Source organism: Cupriavidus sp. 09_S30 (assembly GCF_056930435.1).
Map to the genome: position 1 here is coordinate 689,376 of NZ_JBXOWI010000001.1, position 16,647 is coordinate 706,022.

General features: G+C 68.4%; 12 protein-coding genes. 3 read left to right on the forward strand and 9 right to left on the reverse strand.

All coding sequences use genetic code 11. The annotated features are described in order from the left end of the window. Window positions 1-5: 5 nt before the first annotated feature. From AC1Z3O_RS03300 to AC1Z3O_RS03315, 4 genes are all read right to left on the reverse strand, one after another. The gene (locus AC1Z3O_RS03300) at window positions 6-623 is read right to left on the reverse strand and encodes a pyridoxamine 5'-phosphate oxidase family protein (RefSeq protein ID WP_483517505.1); all 618 of its coding nucleotides are present in this window, start codon (window positions 621-623) and stop codon (window positions 6-8) included. Window positions 624-720: 97 nt separating this feature from the next. Then, window positions 721-1,578, reverse strand: coding sequence for a PhzF family phenazine biosynthesis protein (locus AC1Z3O_RS03305; protein WP_483513498.1), 858 nt, complete (start codon window positions 1,576-1,578; stop codon window positions 721-723). A gap of 159 nt (window positions 1,579-1,737) precedes the next feature. Next, window positions 1,738-3,363 (reverse strand): gamma-glutamyltransferase, encoded by a 1,626-nt coding sequence (gene ggt / locus AC1Z3O_RS03310; protein ID WP_483513500.1) that lies wholly within the window; start codon window positions 3,361-3,363, stop codon window positions 1,738-1,740. 873 nt (window positions 3,364-4,236) lie between these two features. Then, entirely contained in the window at window positions 4,237-5,214 is a 978-nt protein-coding gene (locus AC1Z3O_RS03315) for a Bug family tripartite tricarboxylate transporter substrate binding protein (RefSeq protein ID WP_483513502.1), read from the reverse strand. 278 nt (window positions 5,215-5,492) lie between these two features. On the opposite strand from AC1Z3O_RS03315, the gene AC1Z3O_RS03320 reads away from it, so the two are divergent. After that, complete coding sequence (locus tag AC1Z3O_RS03320) at window positions 5,493-6,374, forward strand: LysR substrate-binding domain-containing protein (RefSeq protein ID WP_483513504.1); 882 nt, start codon at window positions 5,493-5,495, stop codon at window positions 6,372-6,374. Window positions 6,375-6,513: 139 nt separating this feature from the next. Here the strand turns inward: AC1Z3O_RS03320 and AC1Z3O_RS03325 are convergent, their stop codons facing one another. Beyond that, window positions 6,514-8,016, reverse strand: coding sequence for a tripartite tricarboxylate transporter permease (locus tag AC1Z3O_RS03325; RefSeq protein WP_483513506.1), 1,503 nt, complete (start codon window positions 8,014-8,016; stop codon window positions 6,514-6,516). A 12-nt stretch (window positions 8,017-8,028) separates the two neighbouring features. Next, entirely contained in the window at window positions 8,029-8,490 is a 462-nt protein-coding gene (locus AC1Z3O_RS03330) for a tripartite tricarboxylate transporter TctB family protein (protein WP_483513508.1), read from the reverse strand. Window positions 8,491-8,789: 299 nt separating this feature from the next. Between AC1Z3O_RS03330 and AC1Z3O_RS03335 the strand changes: the two genes are divergently transcribed. After that, window positions 8,790-10,556: a potassium/proton antiporter gene (locus AC1Z3O_RS03335; protein WP_483513509.1), complete on the forward strand. Its 1,767-nt coding sequence runs from the start codon at window positions 8,790-8,792 to the stop codon at window positions 10,554-10,556. A gap of 98 nt (window positions 10,557-10,654) precedes the next feature. Here AC1Z3O_RS03335 and AC1Z3O_RS03340 read toward each other — a convergent pair whose 3' ends face one another. The 3 genes from AC1Z3O_RS03340 to AC1Z3O_RS03350 form a co-directional block, all read right to left on the reverse strand. Next, complete coding sequence (locus AC1Z3O_RS03340; protein WP_483513511.1) at window positions 10,655-11,659, reverse strand: Bug family tripartite tricarboxylate transporter substrate binding protein; 1,005 nt, start codon at window positions 11,657-11,659, stop codon at window positions 10,655-10,657. 57 nt (window positions 11,660-11,716) lie between these two features. Beyond that, a complete protein-coding gene (locus tag AC1Z3O_RS03345) occupies window positions 11,717-12,172 on the reverse strand; it encodes a DUF2214 family protein (protein ID WP_483513513.1) in 456 nt (151 codons plus the stop codon). Window positions 12,173-12,382: 210 nt separating this feature from the next. Continuing rightward, a complete protein-coding gene (locus tag AC1Z3O_RS03350; RefSeq protein ID WP_483513514.1) occupies window positions 12,383-13,603 on the reverse strand; it encodes a CaiB/BaiF CoA transferase family protein in 1,221 nt (406 codons plus the stop codon). A gap of 307 nt (window positions 13,604-13,910) precedes the next feature. Between AC1Z3O_RS03350 and alaS the strand changes: the two genes are divergently transcribed. Continuing rightward, window positions 13,911-16,535, forward strand: coding sequence for an alanine--tRNA ligase (gene alaS / locus AC1Z3O_RS03355; RefSeq protein WP_483513515.1), 2,625 nt, complete (start codon window positions 13,911-13,913; stop codon window positions 16,533-16,535). Window positions 16,536-16,647: the final 112 nt, after the last annotated feature.

Consider the following 16,647-nt stretch of genomic DNA (forward strand, 5'->3'; position numbering starts at 1 on the left):
GGTGCTCAATACAGCGTGCCGCGCATTCGCTCCGGCTGGCCCTGGTCGTAGGCCTGCCCGTCGATGCTGCCGCGGCTGAGGTCGGCGAGGATGGTGCCGTTGCTTGGCAGCGCGCTGCGCGGGACCTGCGCCTGCGGCGACCACAGTTGCGAGCGCACCAGGGCGCGCGCGCACTGGAAGAATACCGAGTGGATCGAGATCACCAGCACGGTGGCCGGCGCCTTGCCCTGCACGTGGCAGCGCGCGATCAGGTCGGGGTCCACCGAGATGCGGGCGGTGCCGGCCACGCGCAGGGTCTCGTTCACGCCGGGCACCAGGAACAGCAGGCCTACGCGCGGGTCGGCGATGAGGTTGCGCAGGCTGTCGATGCGGTTGTTGCCGCGGCGGTCCGGCAGCAGCAGGGTGCGCTCGTCCAGCACCTGCACGAAGCCCGGCGCGTCGCCGCGCGGCGAGCATTCGGCCCGGCCTTGCGCCACCGTGGACAGCAGGCAGAACGGCGAGGCTTCGACGAAGGCGCGGTAGTGCGGATGCAGGTAGTCGACTTCCTTGGCGAGGGAGGCGGCGCCCGGCTCTGCGTAATGGGCCTCGAGTTCTTCCAGCGTCGTGAGCGTGTGCGATGTCATGGGGACTAGGGAGGTGTCGGCGCGGCGCCGCAGGGCGGCGCCACGCTCTTCAATGTAACGCAAGGGCGGGGCGCGTGGCGCGCAGGTCCGCGCGAGGCTACAGCGTGATGGTGCCGCGGCCGATCTCGATCACGCGCCCGCCGACCTCGATCGCGCCGTCGCCGCTGACCGCCAGGTGCAGCCGGCACGGACGCCCGACCGCTTCGCCCTGGTCGATCGAGTAGGCCGCCGGCAGGGCGTGGCCGGTGGCCAGCAGCCAGCCGCCAAGGTTGGCGCAGGCAGAGCCGGTGCCCGGATCCTCGGCCACGCCGCCGCCCTGCTTGGTGAAGAAGTAGCGCGACAGCACCGTGCCGGGCCGCTCGGCATCGAAGGCGAACGCATAGGCCGTCTTGCGGCCGAGGCTGCTTTGCGGCCAGGCCGCCAGCCGTGCGCTGTCGGGCTGGGCACGCCGCACGGCCTCGGTGGTCTTGAGCGGCACCAGCAACTGGTCGGCGCCGGTATCGACCCACATCGGCGAGGCCGCCAGATCCTCGGCGCGCAGGCCGAGCAGCGCCGCCATCTCGGCGTCGGACACGCCGGCCGGTGCCGTCCTGGGCTGGCCGGCATGCGGCGCGGTCAGCGTCCAGGCATCGCCCTGCGCGGTGACCGGCACCACGCCGGCCTTGAATTCGAGGCGCTGCGCATCGCCGCCGCGCAGCGCGCGCAATACGTGGGCCGTGCCCAGCGTGGGATGGCCGGCGAAGCGCATCTCGTAGCCGGGCGTGAAGATGCGCACGAAGGCGTCGGCCTGCGTGGAGGGCAGGATGAAGGTGGTCTCGGAGAGGTTGAACTGCAGGGCAAGCGCCTGCATGGTGGCGTCGTCCATGCCGCGCGCATCCTCGAAGACGCACAGCGGATTGCCGCCGAAGGTCGATTCGGCGAAGACATTGACGAGGCGGAAGGCGTAGGTCGGCATGGCTGGGCCCCGGGGGAAATCGGAATCCGTCAGTGTAGGGCCGCGCCATGCCGGCGCAAGGGACAATTTGGTGCGGCGGGGGCAGGCCAGTTGGATGGGCGAGCGCCCAACCGGCCTGCGCGGCCCCGCTTCGCGCGTGGGGGCCGTGCCGCGCTAGCGTCAGAAGCCCACGGCCTGGCCGTCGCGGCGGCTGTCGCTGGCCGCTACATAGCCTTGGTCGGCGTCATCCGACAGGCGCCAGATGAACTGGCCCGAGCCGAAGTCCATATACGGATCGTCGACCGTCTTGAGCTGGTGGCCGCGCGCCTTCAGGCCCGTCACCACGTCGCGGTTCATGGTCGCTTCCAGGTCCACCGTGAAGTCGCGGTTCACCTTCCAGCGCGGCGCGCAGCAGGCGGCCTGCGGCTGCTGGCGGTAGTCGAGCATGCGCACGATGGTCTGCAGGTGTCCCTGCGGCTGCATGTCGCCGCCCATCACGCCGAAGCTCATCACCGGGCGGCCGTCCTTGGTCAGGAAGGCGGGAATGATGGTGTGGAAGGGGCGCTTGCCGCCGGCCACGACGTTGGCCGACTTCGGGTCCATCGAGAAGCCCACGCCGCGGTTCTGCAGGCTGATGCCGGTGCCCGGCACCACCACGCCGGAACCGAAGCCCATGTAGTTCGACTGGATGAAGGAGATCATCATGCCGTTCTCATCGGCGGCGCTCAGGTAGATGGTGCCGCCGCTCTTCGGCATGCCGAACTTGAATTGCGTGGCACGCTGCATGTCGATCAGCTTCGCGCGCGATTTCAGGTAGCCGTCGTCGAGCATCTGCTCGGGCGTGACTTCCATGCTGCGCGGGTCGGCCACGTACTTGTAGAGATCGGCGAAGGCGAGCTTCATCGCCTCGATCTGCAGGTGCTGCGAATCCAGCGAATCCACCGGCAGCGAGGCCACGTCGAACTGCTCGAGGATGCCCAGCGCCATCAGCGCGGCGATGCCCTGGCCGTTGGGCGGGATCTCGTGCACGGTATAGCCGCGGTAGTCCTTGCCGATCGGCGTGACCCAGTCGGGGCGGTAGTTGCGCAGGTCGTCCAGCGTCATGGCAGCGCCGCACTGCTTGCTGTAGGCGGCGATCTTCTCGGCGATCTCGCCTTCGTAGTAGGCGCGCCCGCGCGTCTCGGCGATCTTGCGCAGCGTCTCGGCCGCGGCCTTCATCACGAACTTCTCGCCTACTTGCGGCGCACGGCCATGCGGCATGAAGGTCTCGGCATAGCCCGGCTGGTCCTTCAGTTCCGGCACGGCCAGGCCCCACTTGTGCGCCACCATCGGCGGCACCGCGTAGCCGCGCTCGGCGATCTCGATGGCCGGCTCCATCAGGTCGGCGAAGGGCAGCTTGCCGAAGCGCTCATGCAGCGCCGCCCAGCCGGCGATCACGCCCGGCACGGTGACCGCATCCCAGCCGCGGATCGGCCGCTTGGCCAGGCCGTCGGCCTCGGTGCCGTACTTGGCCTTGAAGTATTCCGGGCTCCAGGCGGCGGGCGCCACGCCCGAGGAGTTCAGGCCGTGCAGCTCCTTGCCGTCCCACAAGATGGCGAAGGCGTCGCTGCCCAGGCCGCAGGAGACCGGCTCGACGATGGTGATCGCGGCCGCGGCGGCGATCGCGGCGTCCACGGCATTGCCGCCCTTGAGCAGCATGCGCAGGCCGGCCTGCGCGGCAAGCGGGTGGGACGTCGAGACGACGTTGCGCGCGAACAGCGGCGTGCGCGCGGTGGGGTAGGGGTTGGTCCAGTTGAATGCTTGCATGGTGTTCTCGCGAGTGCTGTCGAATTCGTTTGCTGTCTAGTGTCTGTGCTGCTTGCTGCCGGTTTGCTCCCCTCTCCCGCTTGCGGGAGAGGGGTTGGGGGAGAGGGCCGGCGCTTGCCAGCGGCAATGGGTTGGATAACACCGACGGCTTCGTTGCTGCGTCGGCGTGCTGGATAACACCGACGGCTTCGTTGCTTGTGGTGCCTTGCTAGACCACCCCTCTCCCCAACCCTCTCCCCATGAGGGGAGAGGGAGCCAAGACACTATGCTTGGCCGACGGTGTTGGCGCATCCTGCCGGCTTCGGCTGGCGCGTTGAGTTTCGCGCCGCGCTGGTGTGCTCCCCTCTCCCGCGTGCGGGAGAGGGGTTGGGGGTGAGGGCGGGCGCAGGCCAGCGGCGATGGCCTGGATAACACCGACGGCTTCGTTGCTGCGTCGGCGTGCTGGAGAACACCGACGGCTTCGTCTGTACGTGGCGCCTTGCTAGACCACCCCTCTCCCCAACCCTCTCCCCATGAGGGGAGAGGGAGCCAGGACACTATGCTTGGCCGACGGTGTTGGCGCATCCTGCCGGCTTCGGCTGGCGCGTTGAGTTTCGCGCCGCGCTGGTGTGCTCCCCTCTCCCGCTTGCGGGAGATGGGTTGGGGGTGAGGGCGGGCGCTGGCCAGCGGCGATGGTCTGGAAAATACCGACGGCTTCGTTGCTGCGTCGGTGTGCTGGAGAACACCGACGGCTTCGTCTGTACGTGGCGCCTTGCTAGACCACCCCTCTCCCCAGCCCTCTCCCCATGAGGGGAGAGGGAGCCAAGACCGCGTGCTTGGCCGATGGCGCTGGCGCATTCTTTCGGCTTCGGCCTGCGGTGTCGCTCGTTCCATTCAATCCACCGCTATCTTGCGGTCCTTGATCAGCTTGCCCCAGCGCGCGCTGTCCTTCTTCACCATGGCGGCGAACTGCGCGGGCGTGCCGCCGACAGGTTCGGCGCCGAGCTTGGCCAGGCGGTCCTTGACCTCGCTGGCCTGGATGGCCTTGTTGAACTCGGCGTTCAGGCGGCTGACGACATCGGCCGGCAGGCCCTTCGGTCCGTAAATGCCGAACCAAGTGTCGGACTCGAAGCCGGGCAGGCCGGACTCGCTCGCGGTCGGGATGTCCGGCGCCAGCGGCGAGCGCTTCAGGCTCGTTACCGCCAGGCCCTTGAGTTTGCCGTCCTTCACGTGCGGCAGTCCGGACACGATGCTGTCGAACAGCACTTGCACCTTGCCCGACATCAGGTCGGGGATGGCCAGCGCGGTGCCGCGGTACGGAATGTGCGTGATGAAGACGCCGGCCTGCGCCTTGAAGGCCTCGGTGGTCAGGTGGACCACGGTGCCGGGGCCACTGGAAGCATAGTTCAGCTCGCCCGGATGCTTCGCGGCGTAGTCGATCAGTTCCTTGACGTTCTTCACTGGCAGGCTGTTCGGCACCAGCAGCAGGTTGGTGGCGGTGGCAACCTCACCGATCGGGGTGAAGTCGGTCTCCGTGTTGTAGGGCAGGCGCGGCGTGATGTGCGGCCCGATCGAATGCGTGCTGGTGGTGGCGATCAGCAGCGTGTAGCCGTCGGCCGATGCCTTGGCCGCCATGTCGGAGCCGATCGCGCCGCCGGCGCCGGGACGGTTGTCGATCACGATCTGCTGGCCGATATTGACGCTGACCTTCTGCGCGATGGCGCGCGCCAGCAGGTCGGTGGCACCGCTGGCCGGGAAGGGCACGATCAGGCGGATCGGCTTGCTCGGGTAGCTGTCAGCGAAGGCCGGCGCGGCGGCGAGGGTGAGGGCGGTGGCAAGGCCGGTGCCGGCGCGGCGCAACCAGGGGGGCATGATGGTCTCCGTTTGGAATGGCAGGAAGGCGTGCCTTTGTGCCTTTGTGCCGCTCGAGGCGCGGCGCCAGGTCTCCGGCCATTATTCCGCGCGCTGCCAAACAATAAAAGCTAATATTTCTTTTTGCTGTCACAAGGATTTCTTTTGTATGACATGCCTTGCCCTGTGCGTCGCGGCGCTTGGCCAGGCCATGTCCTGCGATGTCTTGCCGGGTCTTCCGCTTGCCGCAGCCTGCCTCCGGCCGACCCTTCACCGCCTCTCTGTCCGCAGCGTTCGCCATGAGCACCATCCGCTTTCTCCGCACCTTCGTCGCCGTTGCCGAGCATGGCTCCTTTGCCGCCGCCGCTGGCCCGGTGGCACTGACCCAGGCCGCCGTCAGCCTGCAGATGCGCGCGCTGGAGGCCGAGCTGCGGCGCGAGCTGTTCGACCGCGGCGGGCGCATGGCCGTGCTCAATGCCGACGGCCGCGAATTGCTGCCGCAGGTGCGCCGCCTGCTGGCGCTGTATGACGAGATGCGCCTGCCGCTGGTGCCGCCGGAGGCGATGGCCGGCGCCGTTGCGGTGGGGGCCGTGGTGTCGGTGATGGGCGGCCTGTCGCAGGTGGTGGCGCGCATGAAGCGTGCCTATCCCGCGCTGGATGTGCGGCTGGTGGGCGCCAAGTCGATCGAACTGGCGGCCCAGGTAGAGGCCGGTGAGCTGGATGCCGCGGTACTGGTGGAGAGCGCGGGCCGCCTGCCCGGCACCTTGCGCTGGACGCCGCTCTACCAGGAGCCGCTGGTCGCCATCGCCGCGCGTGACAGTCCCGGGCAGACTGCGCGTGAGGCGCTGGCCGCCAATCCCTTCCTGCGCTTCGACCGCGGCCAGCGCACCGGCATGCTGGTGGAGCGCGCGCTGCGCCGCGCCCACCTGCGAGTCAACGAGTTCCTGGAGCTCAATTCGATCGAGGCCCTGGTCGAGCTGGTGCGCCAGCAGGTGGGCGTCACCGTGGTGCCGCAACTGCGCCGCGCGCGCTGGCTGGAGGACGAGGCGCTGCGCGTGCTGCCGCTGCAGGGCGGCACGCCGGTGATGCGCACGGTCGGCATGCTGGAGCGGCGCGACCATGCGCGCCGCCGTGTCACCGAGGCGGTGCGGGTGGCCTGCGCGGAACTGTTCGGCGCCTGAGTGCCCGCGCCGGGGGAAGAGGAGGGAAGCGGGGCGGAGGGCCGCTGAATGCAGAACGGGGGCCTTGCGGCCCCCGTTCTCATCGTCTTGGCGTCCGGCCCGCAGCAGCAGGCCGGCAAGCCAGCAAGCCAGGCGTGGCTTACTCTTCCTGGAACGCTTCTTCGCGCTTGGCCTTGATCGACGGCATGGCCACCACCAGCACCAGCAGCGCGGCGCCGACCAGCAGGCCGAGCGACAGCGGGCGCGTGACGAACACGGTGAAGTCACCGCGCGACAGCAGCAGCGAGCGGCGGAAGTTCTCTTCCATCATCGGCCCCAGCACGAAGCCCAGCAGCAGCGGTGCCGGCTCGCAACGCAGCTTGATGAAGAGGTAGCCGATCACGCCGAAGGCCGCAGTCTGGAACACGTCGAAGGTGGTGTTCTGGACCGAGTAGACGCCGATGCAGCAGAACGTCAGGATGGCCGGGAACAGGTAGCGGTAGGGCACCTTCAGCAGCTTCACCCAGACACCGATCATCGGCAGGTTCAGGATGATCAGCATGAGGTTGCCGATCCACATCGAGGCGATCAGGCCCCAGAACAGCGCGGGGTTGCTGGTCATGACCTGCGGACCCGGCTGGATGTTGTGGATGGTCATCGCACCCACCATCAGCGCCATCACCGCGTTGGGCGGGATGCCCAGCGTCAGCAGCGGGATGAAGGAGGTCTGCGCCGCGGCGTTGTTGGCCGATTCCGGACCCGCCACGCCTTCGATCGCGCCCTTGCCGAACTCATGCGCGTACTTCGAGGTCTTCTTCTCCAGCGAGTAGGCCGCGAACGAGGCCAGCGCCGCACCGCCGCCCGGCAGGATGCCCAGCGCCGAGCCCAGTGCCGTGCCGCGCAGCACAGCGGGGATCATGCGCTTGAAGTCTTCCTTGGTCGGGAACAGGTTGGTCACGTGGTCGGTGAAGGTCTCGCGGGCTTCCTTCTGCTCCAGGTTCGCGATGATTTCCGCGAAGCCGAACACACCCATGGCGACCGAGACGAAGTTCAGGCCGTCGGTCAGTTCGGGCACGTCGAAGGAGAAGCGCGCGGCGCCCGAGTTCACGTCGGTGCCGACCAGGCCCAGCAGCAGGCCCAGCACGATCATGGCGATCGCCTTGACCAGCGAGCCCGAGGCCAGCACCACGGCGCCGATCAGGCCCAGCACCATCAGCGAGAAGTACTCGGCGGGGCCGAACTTGAAGGCCAGCTCCGACAGCGGTGCGGCGAAGGCTGCCAGGATCAGCGTGGCCACGCAGCCGGCGAAGAACGAGCCCAGGCCAGCGGTGGCCAGCGCCACGCCGGCGCGGCCGCGCCTTGCCATCTGGTAGCCGTCGATGGTGGTCACCACCGAGGACGATTCACCGGGCAGGTTCACCAGGATGGCGGTGGTCGAGCCGCCGTACTGCGCACCGTAGTAGATGCCGGCCAGCATGATCAGCGCGGCCACCGGCGGCAGCGTGTAGGTCACCGGCAGCAGCATGGCGATGGTGGCCAGCGGCCCCAGGCCCGGCAGCACGCCGATCAGGGTGCCCAGCACGCAGCCCAGGAAGGCGTACGCGAGGTTCTGGAAGGACAGGGCGGTCGCGAAGCCCAGTCCGAGGTTGGCGAGTAGTTCCATCAGGCCGTCTCCTTAACCTGCCAGGAATGCCGGCCACACCGGCATCTGAAGATTGATGCCGTACACGAAGGCGCCCAGGCTGATCAGCACCAGCACGATGGCGTTCAGGATCGCGCCCTTCCAGCTGAACTCGTGGCTGGCCATCGACGACACCAGCACCAGCACCACGACCGACAACACCATGCCGAGCGGCTTGAGCAGCAGGCCGAACAGCACCACCGAACCCAGGATCCACAGCAGGGTCTTCAGGTCCCAGCGGGCCAGGTGGTCCGCCTCGCCCCTGCTCGACAGCGAGCCGATCAGCACCAGCGCGCCCAGCAAGGCGAGCACCAGTCCGAGCAGGAATGGAAAGTATCCGGGTCCCATCTTGGCGGCTGTTCCCATGGAATAGCCGCGGGCGACCCAGGAAAAGCTCAGGCCGACCAGGATGAACATCAGGCCGGAGGCAAAGTCCTTTTGGCTGCGTATGCGCAAATTGATTCTCCTCGAAGTAACGCTTGGATTCCGTGCGGTTTGTGCGGCGCAGCATTGCTGGTGTTGCCGGCCCGGCCGCCAGGCAGGTGGAAAATTAAGGGGCATACCTTTCAGAAAGCTTTCGGATGTATGCATTCTTGATCAATACCAGGGAATCTACCTAGAAGACATCCGGTGGCGGCCAGTTCCGGCGGCAAGGGCGAGAGGGCGCTGCGCTATCATCAGCCGATCGCCGGAACCCGCCGGCACGCTCCCCGGAAGCGGATTCCGGCCGGGACCGACTACCCATAGGGCGTGGCTTGGACAGCATCGAACACCTCATCCTGATCGGCGCCATCGTGATGTCACTGGGCATCGTGGTGGGGGCCTTCTCGGCACGCTGGGGCGTGCCGTTCCTGCTCGTATTCCTCGCCGTGGGCATGCTGGCCGGCGTCGACGGTCCGGGCGGCATCCGCTTCGCCAACACCTGGCTGAGCTTCCTGGTCGGCAACCTGGCGCTGGCCGTCATCCTGCTGGATGGCGGCTTGCGCACCCGCTATGCCACCTTCCGTGTGGCGCTGCGGCCGTCCTTGTCGCTCGCCACCGTGGGCGTGCTGCTCACTACCGTGCTGGTGGGCCTGTTCGCGGCCTGGCTGCTCAAGATCGACTGGAAACTGGGCCTGTTGCTGGGCGCCATCGTCGGTTCGACCGACGCCGCCGCGGTGTTCTCGCTGCTCAACAGCAGCGGCGTGCGCCTGAAGGAGCGGGTGGCCAGCGTGCTGGAGATCGAGTCGGGCATCAACGATCCGATGGCGATCTTCCTGACGCTGACCCTGATGGAGTGGATCGCGTCGCCAGCCGGCATGTCGGCCGGTGGCCTGGCATGGCGCCTGGTCGTGCAGTTCGGCGTGGGCGGGGCGCTCGGCCTGGGGCTGGGCTACTGCCTGGCCAATGTGCTGGAGCGCATCCACGTGGCGGAAGGGCTGCAGGCCATCCTGCTGTGCTCGGGCGGGGCGCTGGTCTTCGCCATCGTGCAGAGCGCCGGCGGCAGCGGCTTCCTGGCGGTCTACCTGGCCGGCATGCTGGTGGGCAATCGCGACCGCGGCGTCAGCGCGGACACCATGCGTGCGATGGACGGCATGGCCTGGCTGGCGCAGTCCGCCATGTTCCTGCTGCTGGGCCTGCTGGTGGCGCCGCACCGGATCTGGGACGTGGCGCTGCCGGCCGTTGCCGTGGCAGCCTTCCTGATGCTGGTGGCGCGGCCGCTGGCCGTCTTCGCGGCGCTTCTGCCCTTCCGCTTCAGCGCCCGCGAGAAGGGCTTCGTCGCCTGGATGGGCCTGCGTGGCGCGGTACCCATCGTGCTGGCGCTGTTCCCCATGCTGCATGGCCTGCCCGACGCCGGCCTGCTGTTCCGCATCGCCTTTGCCGTGGTGCTGGCCAGCCTGCTGTTCCAGGGCACCACGGTGTCGCTCGCGGCGCGGCTGGCGCGCGTGCTGCGGCCGCCTTATCCGGAGCCGCTGGCGCGCACGCGGCTGCAGGGCACGCGCGCGCCGGCGCTGGACGTGATGCAGTTCAAGGTCGGGGCCGGCTCGCCGGTGGATAACGTGCGTGCCGACCAGCTCGAACTGCCGCCGCAGTGCCGTCTGCTGACGGTGGTGCGCGATGCCGCGCTGGCCGCGCCGGACCAGACCCTGCTGCGGCCGGGCGACGCGGTCTCGGTGCTGGCGCCCGTCACCAGCGTGCCGATGCTGTCGCTGCTGTTCCAGGCGCCGGGGCGGGCGCCGGCCTGGGAGCAGGCCTCGCACGACTTCCTGCTGTCGGGCGACGCCTTCCTGCGCGACGTGGCGGCACTCTACGGCAGCCGGCCGTTGACGCCGGCCGAGGCGCCGCTGACGCTGGAGTCGGCGATGCTGCGGGCTTTCACCTCCCCGCCCGTCGAGGGCGATGCGGTGGCGCTCGCGGGCCTGAAGCTGACTGTGATCCGGATGAACGGTCCGCGCATCGTCCAGGTAGGCCTGCTGCTGCCGCGCAAGCCAGGCAGGCGGGCGCGGCAGGCCGGGGACGGCGGGGAGGGGCTGGCCGCCTGAAGCGGCCCAAGGCAGCCCGGCTGCCCGGCGGGCCGCCTGCGGGCGGTGCGGCCTTCAGTGGTACTTCAGTCGGCCTTCAGTCGGCCTTCAGTCGGCCTTCAGTCGACCTTGGCGCCCGAGACCTTGACCACCTGGCCGTACTTCTTCAGCTCGCGCTGGATCAGCGCGCCGAACTGCTCCGGCGTGGTTGGCGCCGGCTGGGCGCCGATGCGCGCCAGCATGGCCTTCATCTCGTCCGTCTTCAGGATGGCGACGATGTCGTGGTTCAGGCGATCCACGATCTCGCGCGGCGTGCGGGCCGGCGCCAGTACGCCGAACCACGTCGAGATGTCGAACCCTTCCAGCCCCAGGCCCTTGCCTGCCTCGGCGATGGTCGGCAGATCGGGGAAGGCCGCGGCGCGCGTGGCCGTCGTCACGGCGAAGGCCTTGAGCTTGCCCGCCTTGATATTGGCCGAGGCCGAGGCGAGGTTGTCGAAAATCATGTCGGTCTGGCCCGACAGCACCGACAGTTGCGCCGGCGCCGCCCCGTTGTACGGGATGTGCACCATGCTGACATGCGCCATGCTCTTGAACAGCTCGCCCGACAGATGGCCTGCGCTGCCGTTGCCGCCCGAGGCGTAGTCAAGCTTGCCGGGGTTCTTGCGCGCGTATTCGACCAGGTCGCGCACGCTGTTGATGCGCAGCTCCGCCGCCTTGCCCGGGTGCATTACCAGCACGTTGGGCACGTCGGCCACCAGCGTGATCGGGGAGAAGTCCTTGACCGGGTCGTAGGGCAGCTTGGTGAACAGCGTCGGATTGATGGCGTGCGTGGCCACCGCACCCATGACGATGGTGTAGCCGTCCGGCGGCTGCTTGGCCACGTAGTCAGCACCGAGGTTGCCGCCGGCGCCGGGCCGGTTCTCCACGATGACCGGCTGGCCCAGGCTGTCCTTGAGCTTGTCGCTGATGGCGCGGGCCACGGTGTCGAGCGGGCCGCCGGCGGGATAGGGCACGACGAACTTGATCGGCTTGCTGGGCCAGGCGGGCGCGGCGGCGGCTGGGGCCGACAAGGACAGCGGCACGGCGACGGCCACCAGGGCCGCGGCGAGCAGTTTCTTCAGCATGGAGGGAGGTCTCGTCTCGATTGAAATTCTTGTGGGCGCCGGGCCCGCGCCCTGTTTCTACTTGAGGCCGATGCCGCGCGCCATCATCACGGCGCACAGCGGCAACAGGATCAGCAGGTGGGCCTCGATCATGACCCAGCGCCGCGCGGCCTTCAGCTCGGCCGCGGCGGGCAGGAAATCGGGCTCGCTGCGCACGCGCTTGCGCCAGCGCGAGAAGGTGCGGGTGGGCGGCAGCGAGCACAGCGCGATCACCACGAACACCGTCATCTTGGCGTGGAACCATGGATTGGACAGGTAGAAGCCCGCGCCCTTGGCGCCGTAGAACAAGCGCAGCAGGCCGCTCGCCAGCACCAGCATGGCGCAGAGGAAATACAGCAGGTCGTAGGTGGAGAGCCGCCTGAGCGTGGCCGGCGTCAGCCCTGGCCGCAGCACCACGGCCTCTGCGGCGAGGAAGGTGATCAGCGCGAAGATGGCGGTGAAATGCAGGAAGGCCAGCAGGGCATCGGTCAGCATGGCATCGGTCTCCTTGACTCGTGGCGGCGGACGGGACTGCGATTTGGACTGAGGTAAGGACTGCGGAAAACTGACGGCGGACGGCAAACAGCGGGCGGCATGCCCGCAGGCCGCGCAGGCTGCCCGGCGGGCGCGGCCCTGGCTCCGGCGAGATGCGATAGCGTCGGCGCCGATGCCGGAGGCCGCCGGCTGCAGCGGCCTCCGCGTGCCTTATACCACGCCTTTGGCGCGCAGCGCGGCGATCTGCTCCGCCGAGTAACCGAGCATGCCGGACAGCACGTCGTCGGTATGCTCGCCCAGCAGCGGCGGGTGGCGCACCGCCTCGGGCGGGGTGGCGCTCATCTTGATCGGGCTGCCGACCAGCTTGACCTCGCCGGCGCTGGGGTGGGGCAGGTCCACGCGCAGGCCGCGCGCCTTGACCTGCTGGTCCTCGAAGACGTCGTCCAGGGTGTTGATCGGGCCGCAGGGCACGCCGGCCGCTTCCAGGTCGGCGATCCACTGTGCGCGGGTGCGCGGGCGCACCATCTCGGCCAGGATCGGCACCAGGGTGTCGCGCTGGGCCACGCGCTGCGGGTTGGTGGCGAAGCGCGGGTCGTCCGCCAGTTCGGGGCATCCGCCGGCATTGACGAACTTGCGGAACTGGCCGTCGTTGCCCACCGCGACGATGATCCAGCCGTCGGCGGCCTGGAAGGTCTGGTAGGGGACGATATTGGGATGGGCGTTGCCCCAGCGCTTGGGTGCCACGCCGCTGGCCAGGTAGTTGGTGTTCATATTGGCCAGCATGGCCACCTGCACGTCGAGCAGGGCCATGTCGATGTACTGGCCCTCACCCGTGCGCTCGCGGTGCGCCAGCGCCGCCAGCACGGCGATGGTGGCGTACTGGCCGGTCATCAGGTCCGAGATGGCCACGCCGGCCTTCTGCGGGCCGCCGCCGGGCAGGTCGTCGCGCTCGCCGGTCAGGCTCATGAAGCCGCCCATGCCCTGGATGATGAAGTCGTAGCCGGGGCGGGCCGCGTAGGGGCCAGTCTGGCCGAAGCCGGTGACCGAGCAATAGATCAGGTCGGGCTTGATCGCCTTGAGCGATGCGTAGTCCAGGCCGTACTTCTTCAGTTGGCCGACCTTGTAGTTTTCCAGCACCACGTCGCTCTGCGCGGCCAGCGCGCGCACCAGCGCCTGGCCCTCGGGCGTGCTGATGTCGCAGGTCACCGAGCGCTTGTTGCGGTTGGCCGCCAGGTAGTAGGCGGCCTCGGCGGTGTCCTCGCCTGCCGGTGTCTGCAGCCAGGGCGGGCCCCAGGTGCGGGTGTCATCGCCGGCGCCTGGGCGCTCGATCTTGATGACATCGGCGCCGAAGTCGGCGAGGTTCTGGGCGCACCATGGCCCGGCGAGCACGCGGGTCAGGTCGAGGACGCGGAGATGGCTTAAGGCTCCCATGACGGCAGGGCGGATTCGGAAAAAGGGATGGAGGAAGGGGGGTGGGCCGGGACGTCCGGCACGGCAGCCGCAACTGTAACATCGGGCCGCGGGCGGCGCGCCCGGCCGGTCGGAAAAAGAGTATGAAAGTGCACTCGCGGCGGCCGAGATCACAGCGCCGGCGAGCGCGCTGGCCGGGCGCAACGCCAGCCGCCTCGGCCCCTGCCCGGGACTGCCGGGGCACCGGGCTTGCCCGTATAATGAAAAGTTTGCAAATCCAATCCGACCGGCCGTTCCCCGCCCCGCCGCGGGACGCCCTTGCCCCAACATGAAAGTCTCCGACATTCGTAGCAAGTTCCTGCAGTACTTCGAGTCGAAGGGCCATACCGTGGTCCGCTCGTCCAGCCTGGTGCCGGCGAACGACCCGACGCTGCTGTTCACCAACTCCGGCATGGTGCAGTTCAAGGACGTCTTCCTCGGCACCGACAAGCGCCCCTACACCCGCGCCACCTCGGCGCAGCGCTCGGTGCGCGCCGGCGGCAAGCACAACGACCTGGAGAATGTGGGCTACACCGCGCGGCACCACACCTTCTTCGAGATGCTGGGCAACTTCTCCTTCGGCGACTACTTCAAGCGTGATGCGATCCAGTACGCCTGGGAACTGCTGACCCAGGTCTACAAGCTGCCCGCCGAGAAGCTGTGGGTGACGGTGTACGAAGAGGACGACGAGGCCTACGACATCTGGGCCAAGGAAGTGGGCGTGCCGGTCGAGCGCATCGTGCGCATCGGCGACAACAAGGGCGCGCGCTACGCCTCGGACAACTTCTGGCAGATGGCCGACACCGGTCCCTGCGGCCCCTGCTCGGAGATCTTCTACGACCACGGTCCGGACGTGTGGGGCGGCCCTCCGGGATCCCCCGACCAGGACGGCGACCGCTACATCGAGATCTGGAACCTGGTGTTCATGCAGTTCAACCGCGACGAGCAGGGCAATATGCCGCGCCTGCCCAAGCCCTGCGTGGACACGGGCATGGGCCTGGAGCGCATCGCCGCGGTGCTGCAGCACGTGCACAGCAACTATGAGATCGACCTGTTCCAGGCGCTGATCCAGGCCGCCGGGCGCGAAACGCAGACCGCCAACCTCAGCCAGAACTCGCTCAAGGTCATTGCCGACCATATCCGCGCGTGCTCCTTCCTGGTCGTCGACGGCGTGATCCCCGGCAACGAAGGCCGCGGCTACGTGCTGCGCCGGATCATCCGCCGCGCCATCCGCCACGGCTACAAGCTGGGCCAGAAGACGCCGTTCTTCCACAAGCTGGTGCCGGACCTGGTGGCGCAGATGGGTGAGGCCTATCCCGAGCTGGCCGAGGCGCAGTCGCGCGTGATCGAAGTGCTGAAGGCCGAGGAAGAACGCTTCTTTGAAACCATCGAGAACGGCATGGCCATCCTCGAGGCCGCGCTGGCCGACCTCAAGCTCAAGCACGGCAAGGTGCTCGACGGCGAGCTGGCCTTCAAGCTGCACGACACCTTCGGCTTCCCGCTGGACCTGACCCAGGACGTCTGCCGCGAGCAAGAGATCTCGGTCGACGAGGCAGCCTTCGACGCTGCCATGACCCGCCAGCGCGAACAGGCGCGCGCGGCCGGCAAGTTCCGCATGGCCGCCGGCCTGGAGTACAGCGGCGACAAGACGACCTTCCACGGCTACGAGAAGCTGGCGCTGGATAACGCTCGCGTGATCGCGCTCTACGTCGACGGTGCCGCGGTCGAGGCCATGCAGCCCGGCCAAACCGGCGTGGTGGTGCTCGACAACACCCCGTTCTACGCCGAGTCCGGCGGCCAGGCCGGCGACCAGGGCGAACTGAAGGCGGGCGCCGCCGTGTTCGCCGTGGCCGATACCACCAAGGTCCAGGCCGATGTGTTCGGTCACCAGGGCACGCTGTCCGGCGGCCCGCTCAAGGTGGGCGACAGCGTGCGTGCCGAGGTCGACACGCAGCGCCGTGCGCGCACCATGCGCAACCACTCGGCCACCCACCTGATGCACAAGGCCCTGCGCGAAGTGCTGGGCACCCACGTGCAGCAGAAGGGCTCGCTGGTGGACGCCGACAAGACCCGCTTCGACTTCTCGCACAACGCGGCGCTGACCGAAGAGCAGATCCGCCAGGTCGAGGAAATCGTCAACGCCGAGATCCTGGGCAACCAGGACACGCATGCCGAGGTGATGCCCTTCGATGACGCGGTCAAGAGCGGCGCGATGGCGCTGTTCGGCGAAAAGTACGCCGATGACGTGCGCGTGCTGTCGATCGGCAGCTCGAAGGAACTGTGCGGCGGCACCCACGTACAGCGCACCGGCGACATCGGCCTGTTCAAGATCGTGATGGAAGGCGGCGTGGCCGCCGGCATCCGCCGTGTCGAGGCGATCACCGGCGACAACGCGCTGCACTACCTGCAATCGCTGGACGCCAAGCTCAACGAAGCCGCCGCCGTGCTGAAGGCCCAGCCGTCCGAGCTGGTGCCGCGCATCGGCCAGGTGCAGGAACAGGTGCGCGCGCTGGAGAAGGAGCTGGAGCGCCTGAAGAGCAAGCTGGCCGCCTCGCAGGGCGACGAACTGGCCACGCAGGCCGTCGACGTCAAGGGCCTGAAGGTGCTGGCTGCCCAGCTCGACGGCGCCGATGTCAAGACGCTGCGCGAGACCATGGACAAGCTCAAGGACAAGCTGGGCAGCGCTGCCATCGTGCTGGCCGCTGTCGCTGACGGCAAGGTCAGCCTGATCGCGGGCGTGACTGCCGACGCGACTGCGAAGGTCAAGGCTGGCGAGCTGGTCAATTTTGTTGCCCAGCAGGTTGGTGGCAAGGGTGGTGGTCGTCCTGATATGGCCCAGGCTGGTGGTACCGAGCCGGCCAATCTGCCGCAGGCGCTGGCTGGTGTCAGTGAGTGGGTGGCAGGGAAGGTCTGAGGACTTTGCTTGGAATGTGCTGCGGTGGGATGCCGCGGCGCGATAGGACAGGGGGCGCTTCGGCGCCCTTTGTTTTTTTTGTGCTCGTGCGGCGCGCGGTTGGTATGTGGCG

What these genes read in the sequence shown, in the direction of transcription:
- AC1Z3O_RS03300 (WP_483517505.1), bottom strand. Translation starts at nt 623, where the DNA reads ATGACATCGCACACGCTCACGACGCTGGAAGAACTCGAGGCCCATTAC.
- AC1Z3O_RS03305 (WP_483513498.1), bottom strand. Translation starts at nt 1,578, where the DNA reads ATGCCGACCTACGCCTTCCGCCTCGTCAATGTCTTCGCCGAATCGACC.
- ggt (WP_483513500.1), bottom strand. Translation starts at nt 3,363, where the DNA reads ATGCAAGCATTCAACTGGACCAACCCCTACCCCACCGCGCGCACGCCG.
- AC1Z3O_RS03315 (WP_483513502.1), bottom strand. Translation starts at nt 5,214, where the DNA reads ATGCCCCCCTGGTTGCGCCGCGCCGGCACCGGCCTTGCCACCGCCCTC.
- AC1Z3O_RS03320 (WP_483513504.1), top strand. Translation starts at nt 5,493, where the DNA reads ATGAGCACCATCCGCTTTCTCCGCACCTTCGTCGCCGTTGCCGAGCAT.
- AC1Z3O_RS03325 (WP_483513506.1), bottom strand. Translation starts at nt 8,016, where the DNA reads ATGGAACTACTCGCCAACCTCGGACTGGGCTTCGCGACCGCCCTGTCC.
- AC1Z3O_RS03340 (WP_483513511.1), bottom strand. Translation starts at nt 11,659, where the DNA reads ATGCTGAAGAAACTGCTCGCCGCGGCCCTGGTGGCCGTCGCCGTGCCG.
- AC1Z3O_RS03345 (WP_483513513.1), bottom strand. Translation starts at nt 12,172, where the DNA reads ATGCTGACCGATGCCCTGCTGGCCTTCCTGCATTTCACCGCCATCTTC.
- AC1Z3O_RS03350 (WP_483513514.1), bottom strand. Translation starts at nt 13,603, where the DNA reads ATGGGAGCCTTAAGCCATCTCCGCGTCCTCGACCTGACCCGCGTGCTC.
- alaS (WP_483513515.1), top strand. Translation starts at nt 13,911, where the DNA reads ATGAAAGTCTCCGACATTCGTAGCAAGTTCCTGCAGTACTTCGAGTCG.